Source organism: Corallococcus sp. AB011P, from assembly GCF_003611605.1.
Lineage (GTDB): Bacteria > Myxococcota > Myxococcia > Myxococcales > Myxococcaceae > Corallococcus > Corallococcus coralloides.
The window spans coordinates 920000-937698 of the sequence record NZ_RAVX01000003.1 but is presented as its reverse complement, the minus strand read 5'-3'; the positions used below and the strand labels follow the sequence as shown (position 1 = coordinate 937698).

General features: G+C 72.2%; 1 protein-coding gene (cut by a window edge). It reads left to right on the top strand.

The window, feature by feature from the left end:
• On the top strand, positions 1-17699 hold part of the coding region annotated (locus D7X30_RS13305; protein ID WP_120563253.1) for a non-ribosomal peptide synthase/polyketide synthase (this coding region is incomplete at its 5' end). 18018 nt of the annotated region lie beyond the right edge of the window; 17699 of 35717 annotated nt are visible.

Below are 17699 nucleotides of genomic sequence, written 5' to 3'. Positions count from 1 at the left end.
GTGGCCAGACGCTGGCGGAGCAGCGAATCGCCATCGTGGACCCGGAGACGCTGGAGCGGCGTGGGCCTGGGGAGGTGGGCGAAATCTGGGTGACGGGGCCGAGCGTGGCCCAGGGGTACTGGGGCCGCGAGGAAGCGACGCGCGAGACGTTCCATGCGCGCATCGCGCGTGAGGACGGCGGGCCGTACCTGCGCACCGGTGACTTGGGCTTCCTGCGGCCGGAGGGCGAGCTGTACGTCACGGGGCGACGCAAGGACCTCATCATCCTGCGCGGGCGCAACCACTACCCGCAGGACCTGGAGGCGACGGTGGAGGGGGCGCACCCGGCGCTGAGGCCCGGGGGCGGCGCGGTGTTCTCGGTGGAGGTGGGGGGCGAGGAGCGCGCCGTTGTCGTGCAGGAAATCGATGTGCGGCGGTTGGGTGGGCTGCGAGAGCAGTTGGCGGCGGCGGACACGGCGGTGGGCACCATCCGTCAGAGGTTGGCGGAGTCGCACGAGGTGCAGGCGCACGCGGTGGTGCTGATTGAGCCGGGGAGTCTGCCGAAGACGTCCAGTGGCAAGGTGCAGCGGCACGCGTGCCGTGCGGCCTTCCTCGCGGGGACGTTGCAGGAAGTGACTGCATGGCGGGCGGAGCCGCCGGGTGGCGCGGGTTCGTTGTCCGAGGCTCCCCTAGTCTCGGCTTCAGCCGTCCCGGGCTCCGGCGGGTCCCTCACGGCGCCGGACTTCGGCGCATCCGGGCTTTCGGCTTCGTCCGAGCCGTCAGCGAGTCATGCGGGCGGAGCCATCAGCCCGTCCGCTCCTGGCGCGGGTTCTGAAGCACGCGAAGCGGCGACCGGTTCCGCGGCGCACATCTCAAAGGGCCTGCCCGCGAATGCGGACGAGGCAGCGCTGGTGACATGGCTGCGCGACGTCGTGGCCCGGCACATGCGCATGCGCCGTGAGGACATCGACGTCGATGCTCCGGTGACGCGCTACGGACTGGACTCGTTGGGCGCCGTGGAACTGGCCCACGAAATCGGTATCGGCACGACGACCCTGACGGTGCCCATGGAGTGGTTGCTCCAGGGCCCGAGCATCACGTCCCTTGCACGGCAGCTGATCTCGGCCCGGACGGCGGCGTCCGTCCCTGCATCGAGCACGCTGCGCCGCCGGGATGTGAATGGCGACCGGGCGGCGTCCTTCGCCCAGGCGCGGCTGTGGTTCCTGGACCGGTACGCACCGGGCGACGTGACCTACAACCTGCCCGCCGCCGTGCGGCTGGAAGGCGCTCTGGACGTGGCCGCGCTGGAGAACAGCCTTCTGGTGCTCGCCGCGCGCCATGAAGCGCTGAGGACCTCCTTCCGGGAACAGGATGGAAAGCCGCTGCAGGTCATCGCGAGCTTCGCATCCCTGCCGCTGGCGCGCGTGTCACTGGAGTCCCTGCCCGCCGACACCCGAGAGGCCGAAGCCTCCCAATGGGCCCGTGAGGAGGCCCGCCGTCCGTTCGTCCTGACTCAAGGGCCGCTCGTGCGCGCCACGCTGCTGACGCTGGACGAGCGCACGCACGTGCTGGTGCTCGTCATGCACCACGCGGTGTCGGACGGCACGTCCATGGCCGTGCTGGTGCGCGAGCTGTCCGCCCTCTACGCGGCGCTGCACGAAGGAGGCCCGTCGCCGCTGCGCGCGCTGCCGGTGGCCTACGCTGACTACGCGGAGTGGCAGCGGGAGTGGCTGGACGGCGCCGCGCTGGCATCGCACCTGGACTACTGGCGCGAGCAGCTCTCGGGCGCACCCCGCCTGCTGGAGCTGGCGACGGATCGGCCGCGTCCCGCCGAGCGTGGAACGCAGGGCGCCCGCGTGCCGGTGGTGCTCGACTCGTGGCTCGCCGATGCGGTGCGCAAGCTGGCGGTGCAAGAGGGCGTCACCCCCTTCATGGTCCTGCTCGCGGGCTTCCAGGCGGTGCTCGCGCGCCGCTCGGGACAGGACGACGTCAGCGTGGGCACGGCCAGCGCGGGCCGCGACCGCGCGGAGTTGCAGGGCCTGGTGGGCTTCTTCGTCAACACGCTGGTGATGCGCACAAGGCTGTCCGGCGCGCCCACCTTCCGTGAGCTGCTGGGCCGGGTGCGCGCGACGGCGATGGGCGCGTACGCACACCAGGACGTGCCCTTCGAGAAGCTGGTGGAAGCGCTCCAGCCCACGCGCGAGCGCGGACACACGCCCCTCTTCCAGGTGATGTTCATCCTCCAGGGCGCGCAGGTGGGCGCCCCCGTGCTGCCGGGCCTCCAGTCGCGCTTGCTGGACGTGCATTCGGGCACGGCGATGTTCGACCTGACGCTCTCGCTCTCCGAATCCGCGCGGGGCTTCGAGGGCTGGCTGGAGTACGCCACCGACCTCTTCGACGCGGACACCGTGGCCCGCATCGCGGGTCACCTGCGCGTGCTGCTGGAGTCCGCCGTCGGGGAGCCTTCGCGCCAGGTGGACGCGCTGCCGTGGCTCAGTGCCGAGGAGTCGGAGCACCTGCTCGCGCTGTCGCATGGACCCGACATCGAGTTCCCCTCGGACACCACCGTCTCCTCACGCTTCGCGGCGCAGGTGGCCCGCACGCCGGATGCCGTGGCGCTCGTCGCCGGGGATGGACGGCTGACGTACCGGGAGCTGCGTGCTCGGGCCCGGGCCGTGGCGCACACGCTGCGGCAGCGGGGCGTGGGGCCGGAGTCGGTGGTGGGCCTGTGCGTGGACCGTTCGGTGGAGCTGGCGGTGGGGATGCTCGGCATCCTGGAGGCGGGGGCGGCCTACCTGCCGTTGGATCCGGCGTACCCGGCGCAGCGGCTCGCGGCGATGTGGGAGGACTCGGGGGCGAAGGTCCTCGTGGGGCCGCGTCGCCTGGAGGACGTGCTCTCGGTGCCGGCAGAGCGCCGGCTCTTCCTCGACGACGTGGACCCCTCGGTGGGAGCGGACTTCGTGCGGTCCGCGAGTGACGCGCGGACGCTCGCGTACGTGCTCTACACGTCGGGTTCGACGGGGCGGCCCAAGGGCGTGGGCGTGCCGCACCGGACGGTGATGAACTTCTTCCGCGCGATGGATGCGCACGTCTCGCCGTGCCCGGGCACGTGGCTGGCGATGACGAGCATCTCCTTCGACATCTCCGTGCTGGAGCTGCTCTGGGCCTGGACGCGCGGCTTCCAGGTGGTGCTCGCGCCCACGGGCCTGGAGCCCGCGGCGTTCGCGGACCTGCTGGAGCGCCACGCCGTCACCCACTTCCAGTGCACGCCGTCGTATGCGCGTGCGCTCGTGGAGGAGCCCCGGGCGCTGCAGGCGCTGGGCGGGCTGCGGCAGATGCTCGTGGGCGGCGAAGCGCTTCCGGGGAGCCTTGCCTCGAAGCTGAGGGCGCACGTCCCTGCCCTGCTCAACATGTACGGTCCCACCGAGACGACGGTGTGGTCGTCCATGCATCGCGTGGAGACGGACACGGCCGGCACGGTGTCGCTGGGACGGCCACTGGCGAACACGGGGCTGCACGTCCTGGATGACCGGCTGAGGCCGGTGCCGGTCGGTGTCCCGGGTGAGCTGTTCATCGGCGGTGAAGGCGTGGTGCGCGGCTACCTGCGCCGGCCGGACCTGACGGCCGAGCGCTTCGTGCCGGACGCGTTCCGCGACGCACCGGGCACGCGGATGTACCGCACGGGCGACCGGGTGCGCTGGCTCGCGGACGGGACGCTGGAGTTCCTGGGACGCATCGATCACCAGGTGAAGCTGCGTGGCTTCCGCATCGAGCCGGGCGAGATCGAAGCCGCGCTCCGCACGCACCCCGAGGTCCGCGAGGCCGTGGTCGACGTGCGCGACCAGCGCCTCGTGGCCTACGTCGTCCCATCCTCCGTGGATGCCAGCGCCCTGCGTGAACACCTGCGCTCCCGCCTCCCGGAGTACATGGTGCCCTCGGCCTTCGTCGGCCTGGACGCCCTGCCCCTCACGCCCAACGGCAAGGTGGACCGCGGCGCCCTGCCCGCCCCCGCGGCGCCTGCCGTCGCCGAGGACACGGGCCCGCTGACGCCGCTCCAGGAGAAGCTGGCCGCGCTGTTCCAGGACGTGCTGCACGTGGAGCGCGTGGGCGCGCACGATGACTTCTTCGCGCTCGGTGGGCATTCGTTGCTGGCCACCCAGCTCGTCACCCGCGTGAGCGCCCGGTTCGGCGTGGACCTGCCCGTGCGTGCGCTGTTCGACGCACCCACCGTGGCACGGCTCGCGGAGCGCATCGAGGCGCTTCCCTCCCGATACCCCGCAGCACCCATCCCCACCGTGTCGCGGGACGAGGCACTGCCGCTGTCGTTCGCGCAGCAGCGCATGTGGTTCCTGGACCAGCTGGAGCCCGGTCAGGCCCTCTACAACATCCCCCTGGCCCTGCGGCTCTCCGGTCCCCTGGACGTGGACGTGCTGCGCCGCGTGTTCGCGGAGCTCGTCCGCCGGCACGAACCGCTGCGCACCACGTTCGAGGAGCGCGAGGGCCAGCCGCTCCAGCGCATCCACGCGCCGCCCTCGGATTGGTCCCTGCCGGTGGAGTCCCTGCCCGAAGGCGCCGAGCGTGACACCACCCTGCGGCAGCGCATGCGAGAGGACGCGACCCGGCCGTTCGAGCTGGGCACTGGTCCGTTGCTGCGCACGCGGCTGCTCCGGCTGTCCCCCGACGAACACGTGCTGCTGCTGTGCATGCACCACATCGTCACGGACGGCTGGTCCATGGGCGTGCTCGTGCACGACGTGGGCAGCCTCTACCCGGCGCTCGCGGCGGGACGTCCGTCGCCTCTTCCGGCGCTGGAGGTGCAGGCCGCGGACTTCGCCGCATGGCAGCGCGAGCAGGAGGACTCCGAGACGGCACAGGCCCGACTGGACACGCTCAAGGAGTCCCTGAAGGACGTGCCCGTGCTCACCCTGCCCGCCGAGCAGGGACAGCCCGGGACCCGGTCGAAGCGTGGGGGCAGCCATGTCTTCACGCTGCCCGCGTCCCTGGTTCGGTCGCTAGAACAGGTGGGCCGTGACCGGGACGCCACGCTGTTCATGGTGCTGATGGCCGGGTACCAGGCCGTGCTGTCGCGCTACTCCGGGCAGGACGACTTCGCCGTGGGCACGCCCGTGGCCCACCGCACCCGGCCGGAGCTGGAGCCGCTCATCGGCGTGTTCCTCAACACGCTCGTGCTGCGCGCCAACCTGGACGGGGCGCCCCGTTTCTCCGAGCTCCTGGACCGCGTGCGTGAGTCCTCCCTGGCCGCGTACGCGCACCAGGATGTGCCCTACGAACGGCTCGTGGAGGCCATGGCCCAGGCGCGCGGCGGTGATCGCACCTCGCTGTTCCAGGTGATGTTCGTGCTGCAGAACGCGCCGTTGTCCACGCCGGCCCTGCCCGGCGTCCGCGTGGAGCGGCTGCACACCTCGACGGAGACCGCGCGCTTCGACCTTCATCTCTCGCTCACCGCGAGCGACGGCGGCCTGGAGGGAACGCTCGAATACAGCCGGGACCTCTTCTCCGAGGACGCGGCGGCGCGCTTCACCACCCACTTCCAGGTGCTGCTGGAGGCCGTGGCCCGCGATGCGGCGACGCCCGTGCACCTGCTGCCGCTGATGGGAGAAGCGGAGCAGCGGCTGCTGGTGGATTGGAATGCCACCGCGCGCGACTACCCGCTGGAGGGCACGCTGCACGGGCTGGTGGAAGCGCAGGTGGCGCGCACGCCGGACGCCGTCGCGGTGGACTTCGAAGGCGCGCGGCTGACGTACCGCGAGCTGGACGGCCGGGCCAATCAGATCGCCCGTGCGCTGCGAGCGCGCGGCGTGGGGCCGGAAGTTCGCGTGGGTGTCTGCGCGGAGCGGTCGCTGGAGCTGGTGATCGCGCTGCTGGGCGTGCTCAAGGCGGGCGGCGCGTACGTGCCCATCGATCCCTCCGCGCCGGCGGAGCGGCGGACGTATCAGGTGGAGGACTCGGCGGTCGCGGTGGTGCTGACACAGCAGCACCTGCGTCCGTTGCTCTCGGTCGGGAGCACGCCGGTGCTCTGCCTGGACTCGGACTGGCCCCACGTGGCGACCCTGTCGCCGGAGCCCGTGCAATCGGGCGTGGGCTCCGAGCACCTGGCCTACGTCATCTACACGTCGGGCAGCACGGGGCGTCCGAAGGGCGCGATGAACACCCACGCGGGCATCCGCAACCGGCTGCTCTGGATGCAGGAGGCGTACGGGTTGGAGCCTCGCGACGTCGTGTTGCAGAAGACGCCGTTCAGCTTCGACGTCTCGGTGTGGGAGTTCTTCTGGCCGCTGATGACAGGAGCGCGGCTGGTGGTCGCGAGGCCGGGCGGGCACCAGGACCCCGCGTACCTGGTGGACGTGATGGCGCGCGAAGGCATCACGACGGTGCACTTCGTGCCGTCCATGCTCCAGGTGTTCCTGGAGGAGCCGGGGCTGGAGCGCTGCACGGCGCTTCGTCGCATCGTGTGCAGTGGTGAAGCGCTGCCGTTGGAGCTGAAGGACCGCTGCCTGGAGCGGCTGAACGTCCCCCTCCACAACCTCTACGGCCCCACGGAGGCCGCGGTGGACGTGACGGCCTGGACCTGCGAGCGCCATGACGGACGGCGCTCGGTGCCCATTGGCCGGCCGGTGGCGAACACGCGGATCCACATCCTGGATGCGTCCTTGCAGCCGGTGCCGGTGGGCATCGCGGGAGAGCTCCACATCGGCGGCGTGCAGGTGGGCCGAGGGTACCTGGGCCGTCCCGCGCTGACGGCCGAGCGGTTCATCCCGGATCCGTATGGCCCCCCGGGCGCGAGGCTCTACCGCACGGGAGACCGGGCCCGAGTCCTCGTCGACGGCAGCATCGAGTACCTGGGCCGCCTGGACTTCCAGGTGAAGCTGCGCGGGTTCCGCATCGAATTGGGCGAAGTGGAGTCGGCACTGCGCCAGTGCGAAGGCGTGCGCGACACCGTGGTGGTGGTGCGCGAGGACGCGCCCGGCGACAAGCGCCTGGTGGCCTATGTCGTGGCCCAGGGCGTGACGGTGGAAGCGCTGCGTGAAGCGCTGAAGGCGAAGCTGCCGGAGTACATGGTGCCCGCGGTCTTCGTGGTGCTGGACGCGCTGCCGCTGTCCCCCAACGGAAAGGTGGACCGCAAGGCCCTGCCTGTTCCGGACATGCATCCGGTCGCCGTGACGCCTTCGAAGCCCCAGCGGATGACGCCCTTCCAGCAGCGGATCGCGGACCTGTTCCGCGACGTGCTGCGGGTGCCGAAGGTGGGCGTGCACGATGACTTCTTCGCCCTGGGTGGACACTCGCTGCTGGCCACGCGGCTGCTGTCCCGCGTGCGCTCCACGTTCCAGGTGGAGCTGCCCCTGCGAGGCCTCTTCGACGGAGCCACCGTCGCCGAGGTCACCGAACAGGTCGAGGCCCAGCTCCTCTCGCGCACCGACCTCCCGCGCGTGCCCGCGATCCGCAAGGTGCCTCGCGACGGTGGACAGGTCCTGTCCTTCGCGCAGCAGCGGCTGTGGGTGATGGAACAGCTCCAACCCGGTGCCACGCCCTATGTCCTGCTGGGCGCCGTGCGGCTGGACGGCGCACTGGACGTGGAAGCCCTGCGCCGCGCGCTGGAGTTCCTCGTCGAGCGCCACGAAGCCCTTCGCACCACGCTCGCGCTGAAGGGCCGCGACCCCGTCCAGGACATCCATCCGGCGCCAGTCTGGGCGCTGCCCGTGACGGACCTGGGCGGCCTGCCGGACCACGACTCGGAGGTCCAGCGGCTGGCGCGCGAGGAGGCGAGCCGGCCCTTCGACCTGGGCACGGGGCCGCTGTTGCGCACGCGGCTGTTGCGGCTGACGTCCACGCAGCACGTGCTGCTCCTGGGCATGCACCACGTCGTCTCCGACGGCTGGTCCCTGGGCGTGATGGTGCGGGAGGTGGCCACGGCCTACGCGGCCTTCGCTTCCGGTACGACCCCGGTCCTGCCGGCCCTGCCCGTGCAGTACGCCGACTTCGCCGCGTGGCAGCGTGGCTGGCTCCAGGGAGATGTGCTCGCGGACGAAGTGGCGTGGTGGAAGGAGCAGCTCGCCGGTGCGCCCCGGGTCCTGGAACTGCCCACCGACAAGCCTCGGCCCACGACGCGCTCGCCGCACGGCGCGCTGATGCCGGTGCACGTGCCTCGCGACCTGACGGACCGGTTCGCGGGGCTCGCCCGGCGCGAGGGCGCCACGCCGTTCATGGCGCTGCTGACCGTGTGGCAGGTGCTGCTGTCCCGCTACAGCCGGCAGGAGGACCTGCTCGTCGGCGCCCCCATCGCGGGCCGCACCCACGGCGACGTGGAGGGGCTGGTCGGCTTCTTCGTCAACACGCTGGTGCTGCGCGCGCGCATCCATCCGGAGGCGTCCTTCCGCACGCTGCTGGGACAGGTGCGGGACACGACGCTCGCGGCCTATGAGCACCAGGACCTTCCGTTCGAGAAGCTGGTGGAGGAACTCCAGGTGCCTCGCGACCTGGGCCGCACGCCGCTGGTGCAGGCGGTCTTCGCGCTCCAGAACGCTCCGGCCGAAGCGTTCGATGCGCCGGGGCTGAGGATGGAGCCGCTGGAGGTGGACGCGGGCACGGCCCACTTCGACCTGAGCCTGCTGCTCACGGAGACGCCGGACGGGCTGCGCGGCTCCATCGAGTACAGCACCGACCTCTTCGAGCGCGACACCGTGGCCCGGATCGCCGGCCACCTGCGCGTGCTGCTGGAGGCCGCTGTCGCCGGGCCGGACGTGCCCCTCTCACGGCTGCCGTGGCTCACGCCGGAGGAGCGCCAGCAGGTGCTCGTCGCGTGGAACGACACCGCGCTTCCCTACCCCTCCGGCAGCACGCTCGCGGAGCGCTTCGCGCTGCAGGCCTCGCTGCGCCCGGACGCCATCGCGGTGGAGGACGGGGATGAACGGCTGACGTACGCGCAGCTGGATGCGCGGGCCAACCAGCTCGCGCATGTCCTGCGGGCCCGGGGCGTGGGACCGGACGTGCTGGTGGCGCTGTGCCTGGAGCGCTCCGTGGGCTTCGTCGTCACGGTGCTCGGCATCGTCAAGGCAGGCGGCGCGTACGTGCCGCTGGACGCGTCGTATCCCGCGCAGCGGCTGAGCTTCATGCTGGAGGATGCCCGGCCACACCTGCTCGTCACCACGCGCGAGCTGCGCGGCCGGCTGCACCTGCCCGACGCGTCCCTGCCGTGCCTGTTCCTGGAGGAGCTGGCGTTGGCCGGCCAGCCCGTCACCGCGCCGCGGACCGGCGTGGGGCCGCGCAACCTGGCCTACGTCATCTTCACCTCCGGCAGCGGTGGACGGCCCAAGGGCGTGGGCGTCGAGCACCGCGGCCTGATGCGCGTGCTGCACGCGGCGCCATACATGCACTACGGGATGCGCGACGCGGTGCTGCTCTTCGCGCCCGTGTCCTTCGACGGCTCCGTGCTGGAGCTGTGGATGCCACTGGTGCATGGCAGCCGGCTCGTCATCTTCCCGGGCCACGTGCCCGCGGGCGACATGGACACACTGGCCCGAGTGGTGGAGCGCCACGGCGTCACCTTCATCCACCTGCCCGCTGGTCTCTTCTCGCAGTTGATGGAGCACCGGCCGGAAATCCTCGGGCGGCTGCGCGAACTGCACACGGGCGGCGACATCGTCTCCGCGCCGCACGTACGCCGGGCGGTGGAATCGCTGGGCATTCCCTTCACCAACGGCTACGGCCCCTCCGAGACCTCCGTGGTCGCCACCGCCTTCACGGTGGAGCGGCCGGAGCAGGTGGGCGCGTCGGTGCCCATCGGCGCGCCGCTCGCCAACACGTCCGTGTACGTGCTGGACGCGAAGCTGAACCCGGTGCCCGTGGGTGTGCCGGGCGAACTGTTCCTCGGCGGTGACGGCGTGGGCCGGGGCTACGTGTCGCGGCCGGACCTCACGGCGGAGCGCTTCGTGCCGGACGCGTACGGCGTGACGCCGGGCGCACGGCTGTACCGCACGGGAGACATGGGCCGCTGGCGTGCGGACGGCACGCTGGAGTTCCTGGGCCGCATCGACACGCAGGTGAAGGTGCGCGGATTCCGCATCGAGTTGGCGGAGGTGGAGGCCGCCCTGCGCGACCTGACCGCGGTGCAGGACGCCGCGGTGGTGGTGCGCGAGGACGTGCCCGGGGACAAGCGGCTCGTGGCCTACGCGATGCCTGGGCCGGGGCATGTGCTGGAGGCCTCGGCGCTGCGAGCGGCGCTGCGGCAGCGGCTGCCGGAGTACATGGTGCCGTCGGTGTTCGTGATGCTGGACACCCTGCCCCTGAACCCCAGCGGCAAGGTGGACCGCAAGGCGCTGCCCGCGCCGGACGCCGCGTCCACCGGACGTCAGGGCCGCTTCGTGGAGCCCACGCACCCGCTGGAGCAGCGCCTGGCGCCCGTCTTCGCCCGCGAGCTGGGCACGGACCGCGTGAGCGCGCAGGACCACTTCTTCGAGGATCTGGGCGCCACGTCGCTGACCGTGGTGCGGCTGGCCGCGCGCCTGCGCGAGGAGCTCCAGCGCGAGGTGCCGGTGGTGTGGCTGTTCGAGCACCCCACGCTCGAAGGGTTCGTCCAGCGGCTGGAGCGTGAGTCCCAGCAGGGCCCGGGCACCGTACCGCCGCCCGTGTCTCAAGCCCCCGGCCACCGTCCGCGCGAGGCACCGAAGGCCGGCGAGTCCGGCTCCATCGCCATCATCGGCATGGCGGGCCGCTTCCCCGGCGCGATGACGGTGGCGGAGTTCTGGCGCAACCTGCGCGGAGGCGTGGAGTCCATCACGCGCTTCTCACCCGAGGAGCTGGAGCACCTGTCCGTCCTGCCGGAGGGGCTGGAGCTGTGGCACCAGCCGGCCTTCGTCCCGGCCGCGGGCGTCATCGACGGCGCGGACCGGTTCGACCACGCGTTCTTCGACATGTCGCTGCGCGAGGCGCAGTTCACGGATCCGCAGCAGCGGCTCTTTCTCCAGACGGCGTGGGCCGCGCTGGAGGACGCGGGCATCGACCCGGAGCGCTTCCCCGGCGCCATCTCGCTGTACGCGGGCGCCACGGGCTCCGGGTACACGGACGCCGTGCGGCAGGCGATGCCGTTGGACGCGGCGTCGTACATGGAGCTGCACGGCACCGCCACGCACGAGAGTCTGGCGACGAAGGCGTCCTTCAAGCTGGGGCTCACGGGCGAAAGCGTGCTGCTGTACACCGCGTGCTCCACGGGTCTGGTGGCGGTGCACCTGGCCAGCCAGAGCCTGCGGACAGGCCAGTCCGACGTGGCGCTCGCGGGCGCGATGCGGTTGTCGCTGCCGCAGCGCACGGGCTACGTGCACGAGGAGGGGCTCATCTTCTCCCCGGACGGCCACTGCCGCGCGTTCGACGCGAAGGCGGGGGGCACGCTGTCCGGCAACGGCGTGGGCTCGGTGGTGCTCAAGCGCCTGGAGGACGCGGTGCGGGATGGGGACGCCATCTACGCCGTCATCCGGGGCTCGGCGCTGAACAACGACGGCCGGAACAAGTCCGGCTTCACCGCGCCCAGCGTGCAGGGACAGGCGGCGGTGGTGTCCCAGGCGCTGGCCAACGCGGGCGTGGAACCGGAGGCCGTGGGCTACGTGGAGACCCATGGCACCGCGACGCCGCTGGGGGACCCGATTGAAGTGGCGGCCCTCACGCGCGCGTACGGCCTGGGCGCGGAGCATCGGGGGAGCATCGCGCTGGCGTCGCTGAAGACAAACGTGGGGCACCTGGACACGGTCGCGGGTCTGGCGGGGCTGATGAAGGCCGCGCTGTCGCTGCACCATGGGGAGATTCCCCCCAGCCTCCACTTCGAGAAGCCCAACCCGCAGATCGACTTCGACGCGGGTCCGTTCTTCGTCAACACCACCCTGCGGTCGTGGCCTCGGGGTGAGACGCCTCGCTTCGCCGCGGTCAGCTCCTTCGGCATCGGCGGCACCAACGCGCATGCGGTCCTCGAGGAGGCCCCCCTGCGGCGGAGTGGCGCCACCTCGCGGTCCCATCAGCTCGTCCTGCTGTCCGCGCGTTCGCTGGAGGCGTTGCAGGCGGCGGCGCGGCAGCTCGATGGGCACATGGCGGAGGACGTGGATGCGCAGGCGCTGGCGGACCTGGCTTTCACGCACGCCGTGGGCCGCAAGGCGTTCGAGTACCGCCACGCGCTGGTGGTGAAGGACGCGGCGGACCTGGTGTGGCAGCTGCGCAAGCCGGTGGTCGCGGTGAAGACCGAGAAGCGCGCGCCCCGGGTGGCGTTCGTGTTCTCCGGCCAGGGAGCGCAGCGGGTCGCGATGGGGCGCGAACTGGCGGAGGCGTCGCCCCGGTTCCGCGCGCACCTGGATGCGTGCCTCGCGTTGTTGGAGGCACCACTGCGGGAGCGCGTGTCGTGGCTGCTGTCGCCCGAGGCCGGTGCGGAGGCGGAGACCACGGCGGCCCTGGCGGACACTCGCGTGGCGTTGCCCGCGCTGTTCAGCGTGCAGGTGTCGCTGGCGCGGCTGTGGCAGGACCTGGGCGTGACGCCGTACGCGGTGCTGGGGCACAGCTTCGGCGAGTACGCGGCGGCGTGTGTCGCGGGCGTGCTGTCCCTGGAGGACGCGATGCGCCTCACGGTGGCGCGCGGGGAGCTGATGCACCGCATGCCGCCGGGGGCGATGCTCGCGGTGGCGCTGCCCGCGGCTCGGGTCCAGCCGCTGCTGTCGGGCCGGCTGGAGCTGGCGGCGGTGAACACGCCGGACCGCTGCGTGGTGTCCGGGCCGGTGGAGGAAGTGGAGCGGCTGGAGGCCGCGCTGAAGGCCCAGAAGGCCGGAGCGGTGCGCATGCCCGCGCCGCACGCGTTCCACTCGGTGGATGTGGAGCCGTTGATGCCGGAGCTGGCGCGCGTGGTGGGCACGCTGCGCCGGTCGGAGCCAGCGGTGCGCTACGTGTCCAGCCTCACGGGGACGCTGGCACAGCCCGGGCAGCTGGCGGATCCGCGCTACTGGACCGAACAGATGCGCAAGCCCGTGCACTTCACCCGCGCGGTGGAGACGCTGCAGGAGGAAGGCTGCGCGGTGCTGTTGGAGGTGGGCCCCGGGCAGGACGTGACGCCGCTGGTGCGCGCGAACCTGATGGGGGTGGAGAGCGGTGCGCCTCGCGTCCGAGGCCTGCCGTCGCTGCGGCTGGGCGGAGCGACGACGGAGCAGATGAGCTGGCTCCAGGCCGTGGGCGAGCTGTGGACCGCGGGCGTGCCCGTGGACTGGAGCGCGTTCTACGCGCACGAGCAGCGCCTGCGGCTGCACCTGCCCACGTACGTCTTCCAGGAGAAGACCGTCTGGGTGGAGCAGAAGGTGCAAGGCCGCCTCACCGTGGCTGCGCCGTCACCGGCGGAGCTGTCCACACAGGCTGTGGTTGCCGCTGCCCTCCCCGCTTCGATCGCGAGCGAACCCGCACGTCCGGCCCCGGTCGCGGCATCGGTCATCCTCGAAGCGTCCTCCGAGGCTCCTTCCGCGCCCTCGCAGCCCGCGCGTGACGACGCCCCTCGTGGCGAGGTCGAGGAACGCGTGGCCGCGCTGTGGCGCGCGCGCCTGGGCCTGGAGTTCGTAGGCCGCCATGACGACTTCCTGGAGATTGGCGGCAACTCACTGACGGCCGCGCAGCTGCTCAACCAGGTGCGCGACGCGTTCGGCGTGAACCTGCCGCTCGCCGCCCTCTTCGAAGCCCCCACCGTCGCGGGCATCGCGGAGCGCCTGGTGCCCCTGCTGCGTCAGGCGCCACAGAACCTCGTCTCCGCGGAGCTCCCTCTGGTGCCGCTCGCACGCACCGGCGAGCTGCCGCTGTCCTTCGTGCAGGAGCGCGTCTGGCGCCTGGAGCAGCACCTACCGGGCCAGTCCGCGTACAACATCCCGTTTGTCCTGCGGCTCGAAGGCGACCTGAACGCGGACGTGATGGAGCGTGGCATCCAGGAGATCGTCCAGCGCCACGAAGCGCTGCGCACGACCTATGACGCCGTGGACGGCCGCCCCGTGCAGCGCTTCCACGCGCACATGCGCGTCCCGCTCACCCGCGTGGAGCTGCGCGGCCCCATGGAGGCCCGCGAACCCGAGGCCCTGCGGCTCGCCCGCGAGGACGCCGCGAAGCCGTACGACCTGGTCCACGGCCCCGTGCTGCGCACCACGCTCGTGCGTGTGGACACGCGGCTGCACCTGCTCCTGTGCGGCATCCACCACATCGTCAGCGACACGCTGTCCATCGCCCTCTTCGTCCAGGAGCTGGGCCAGCTCTACGACGCCTTCCTCCAGGGGCGTCCGTCTCCCCTGCCCCCGCTGCCCGTGCAGTACGCGGACTTCGGCGCATGGCAGCGCCACAGCATCGCGGGCGGCCACCTGCCCGAACAGGACCAGGGCTGGCGGCAGCGGCTGGCCGGCATGCCGCGCAAGCTGGATCTGCCCACCGACCGCCCGCGCCCCACCGAAAGCCCGCTCACCTCCGAGCGCATGACGGTCGAGTTCCCGCCCGCGCTCGCCCACGAGCTGGTGGCCTTCGCGCGCCGCGAGGGCTTCACCGGCTACATGACGGTGCTCGCCGCGTGGCAGACGCTGCTGCACCGCTACAGCGGCCAGACGGACGTCATCGTCGGAACGCCCATCGCCAACCGCACGAGGGCGGAGCTGCTGCCGCTCATCGGCTACGTGGCGCACTCGGCGGCGTTCCGGACGCGCTTCTCGGAAGGCCTCACGTTCCGCGAGCTGCTCGCCCAGGTGCGTGACGAGGTCGCCGACGCGCAGACGCGTCCGGATGTCCCCTTCGAGTACCTGGTGGAAGCCCTCATCCCGGGCCATGACATCGGCCGCGGACGACTGACGGACTCCGTGTTCGTCTACCACACGGGTGCGGCCGCGGGCGCCGGGACGCTGAACCTGACGGGCCTGCGCGGTTCGCTGGTGGAGGTGCCGGGCACGCCCGTGCAGTGGGGCGCCACGCTGGCGGACCTCACGCTCCTGCTCTCCGAGGCCCCCGGCCGCGTCCACGGCGTCCTGGAGTACGCGACGGAGCTGTTCGACGCCTCCACCGTGGAGAGGCTGATGGAGCACTTCCAGGTGTTGCTCGGCGAGGCGATCGCCCGGCCTGAGACGCCTGTCTCCCAGCTGCCGCTGACCACGGAGGCCGAGCGCCGCGCCTGGCCCGCGCCCCGTGCATCGCCGGGCTTCACCTCCGTGCCGGCCCTCCTGGCGGAGCGGCGCGCACGCCACGCGGACGCCACCGCCGTCTCGCGCGGGGACGTGCACTGGACCTGGGCCGAACTGGGCGCCCGGGCGGATGCACTGGCCGCGCGGCTGAAGTCCCTGGGCGTGGCGGCTGGGACGCCGGTGGCCGTGTGCTTGCGCTCGTCGCCGGAGAAGCTGGCCGCGCTGTGGGGCGTGTTGGCCGCCGGTGGCGCGGGCATCGCGTTGGGCCCGGCGGACCTGACGCAGTTGCCCGTCTACGCGCCGGAAGGCACCCGCGTGCCGGTGCTCGTCACCACGCGCGCGCTGGTGTCGTCCGTACGCGTGGAGGCTTCGCGCGTCGTGTACGTGGAGGACGTGGACGCGTCGGGTGCTTCCCTCCGTGCAGCGGAGGACGCGCACGCGTTGGCGTGGCTGCTGCCCACGGGCTCCGGACAACCCGCCTGGGCGCTGGGGCACCGCGAGCTGTCGGAGTTCTTCACCGGCCTGGACGCGCGGCTGTCTCCGCCAGATGGCGGCGCGTGGCTGTCCGCGAGCGAGGCCTCCGCGGATCGTCCGGAGCTGGAGGCCCTATGGGCGCTCACGCGTGGCCTGCGCGTGGTGTACCCGCCGGAGCGCATCACCGCGCGGCTGGTGAGCCTGGGCGGCGGCGGGCCTCGCGCGAAGGCGATGGACCTGAGCCTCATCTACTTCGCCAACGACGAGGACTCGCTCCAGGGGCCGAAGTACGAGCTGCTGATGGAGGGCGCGAAGTTCGCGGACGCGAACGGCTTCTCCGCCGTGTGGACGCCCGAGCGGCACTTCCATTCGTTCGGCGGTCTGTATCCGCAGCCCGCGGTGATCTCCGCCGCGGTCGCGGCCGTCACGAAGCACCTGCACGTGCGCTCCGGCAGCGTGGTGCTGCCGCTGCATGATCCGCTCATCATCGCGGAGCAGTGGTCCGTGGTGGACAACGTGTCGCAGGGCCGAGTGGGCCTCTCCGTGGCCACGGGCTGGCACACGCAGGACTTCACCTTCGCACCGGCGAACTTCGAGAAGCGTCGCGACATCCTCCTGGAGAAGCTGTCCACGCTGCGCGCGCTGTGGCGCGGCGAGCGCTTCAAGCGCCCCGGCGGCGCGGGCACCATGGTGGAAGGAGCGCTGCGGCCGAAGCCCGTGCAGAAGGAGCTGCCGGTGTGGCTCACGGCCACGTCCAACCCGGAGACCTTCCGGATGGCGGGCGAGCTGGGCGCGGGCGTGCTCACGGGCCTGCTATCGCACTCACTGGAGGAACTGAAGCCGAAGGTGGCGCTGTACCGCGAGGCATGGCGCCGCAACGGCCACCCCGGCCGAGGCCACATCACCTGCATGCTGCACACGTACCTGGGCGACGACGACCAGGAGGTGTTGCGCATCGTGCGCAAGCCGCTGCTCGCGTACTTCCGCAGCTCGGTGGACATCCTCACGTCGCTGCTGCTCACCCAGGGTTACCAGGGTGACATCCAGAAGCTGTCGCCGGAAGACATCGACGCGCTGCTGGAGCACACCTTCGAGAACCACGCAAAGACGACGGGACTCGTGGGAACGGTGGACGGCGCGGTGCGACGGCTGCGCGACGTGCGCGCGGCGGATGTGGACGAGGTGGCGGCGCTCATCGACTTCGGCCTGGACACGCCGGTGGTGCTGGAAGGCCTGCGCCGGCTGGCCGTGGTGCGCGAGCGCATGGACGCGGAGGCCGCTGCCCGGCAGGAGCAGGTGCTGGTGGAGACCGAGGCAGGCGTCGAAGGACTCCTGGAACTGGCGCGCCAGTCCGGCGCGGTGCTGCTGCACACGTCGGCCCGCCTGGCGCGTTCGCTCAGCGAGCTGCCCGGAGCGCGTGAGTCCCTGGCCCGAGTGGGCGCGCTGGTGTTGGAAGGCGCATCGGCGGAGCTGGGCGCGGCGCTGCACCGGGCCGCGGGCGTCGAGGTGTGGCTGTCCGGTGATGCCCAGGAAGGGGCGCTGCTGCCGCGCACGCTGGGAGAACGCATCCCCGCGAACCTCCAGGCCTGGGTGCTGGACGCGGCCGGTCAGCCCGTGCCAGCGGGTGTGGTGGGCGAACTGGCCCTCGCGGGCGCGGGGCTCCCCACGGCTCTGTGGCGCGCGAGCGACGGCGACCGCCGCCTGGTGCCGCATCCTCGCGAGGCCGCGGCGCGGCTGTACCGCACCGGCCGCCATGCCCGGTTGCGCGCGGATGGCCGCGTGGAGCCCGTGGCGTCACCGTCCCGCCTCCCCCCTCCGCCCGTGGCGCGTCCGGCCGTCGTGGAAGCGCCGCGTCCCGCCGTGGCGCCCGTCGCCGCGCGTCCCGCCGCTCCAGTCGTGAACGAGGGCCCGCCGCCCATTCCGCGCGTGGGCCGAGACCGGCCGCTGCCCGTGTCCTTCGCGCAGCAGCGCCTCTGGTACCTCCAGCAGTTGGAGCCCGGCAGCGGCGCATACAACAACCCGTCGCTCTTCCGCCTCGTCGGGGAGCTGGACGTGGACGCGCTCCAGGCC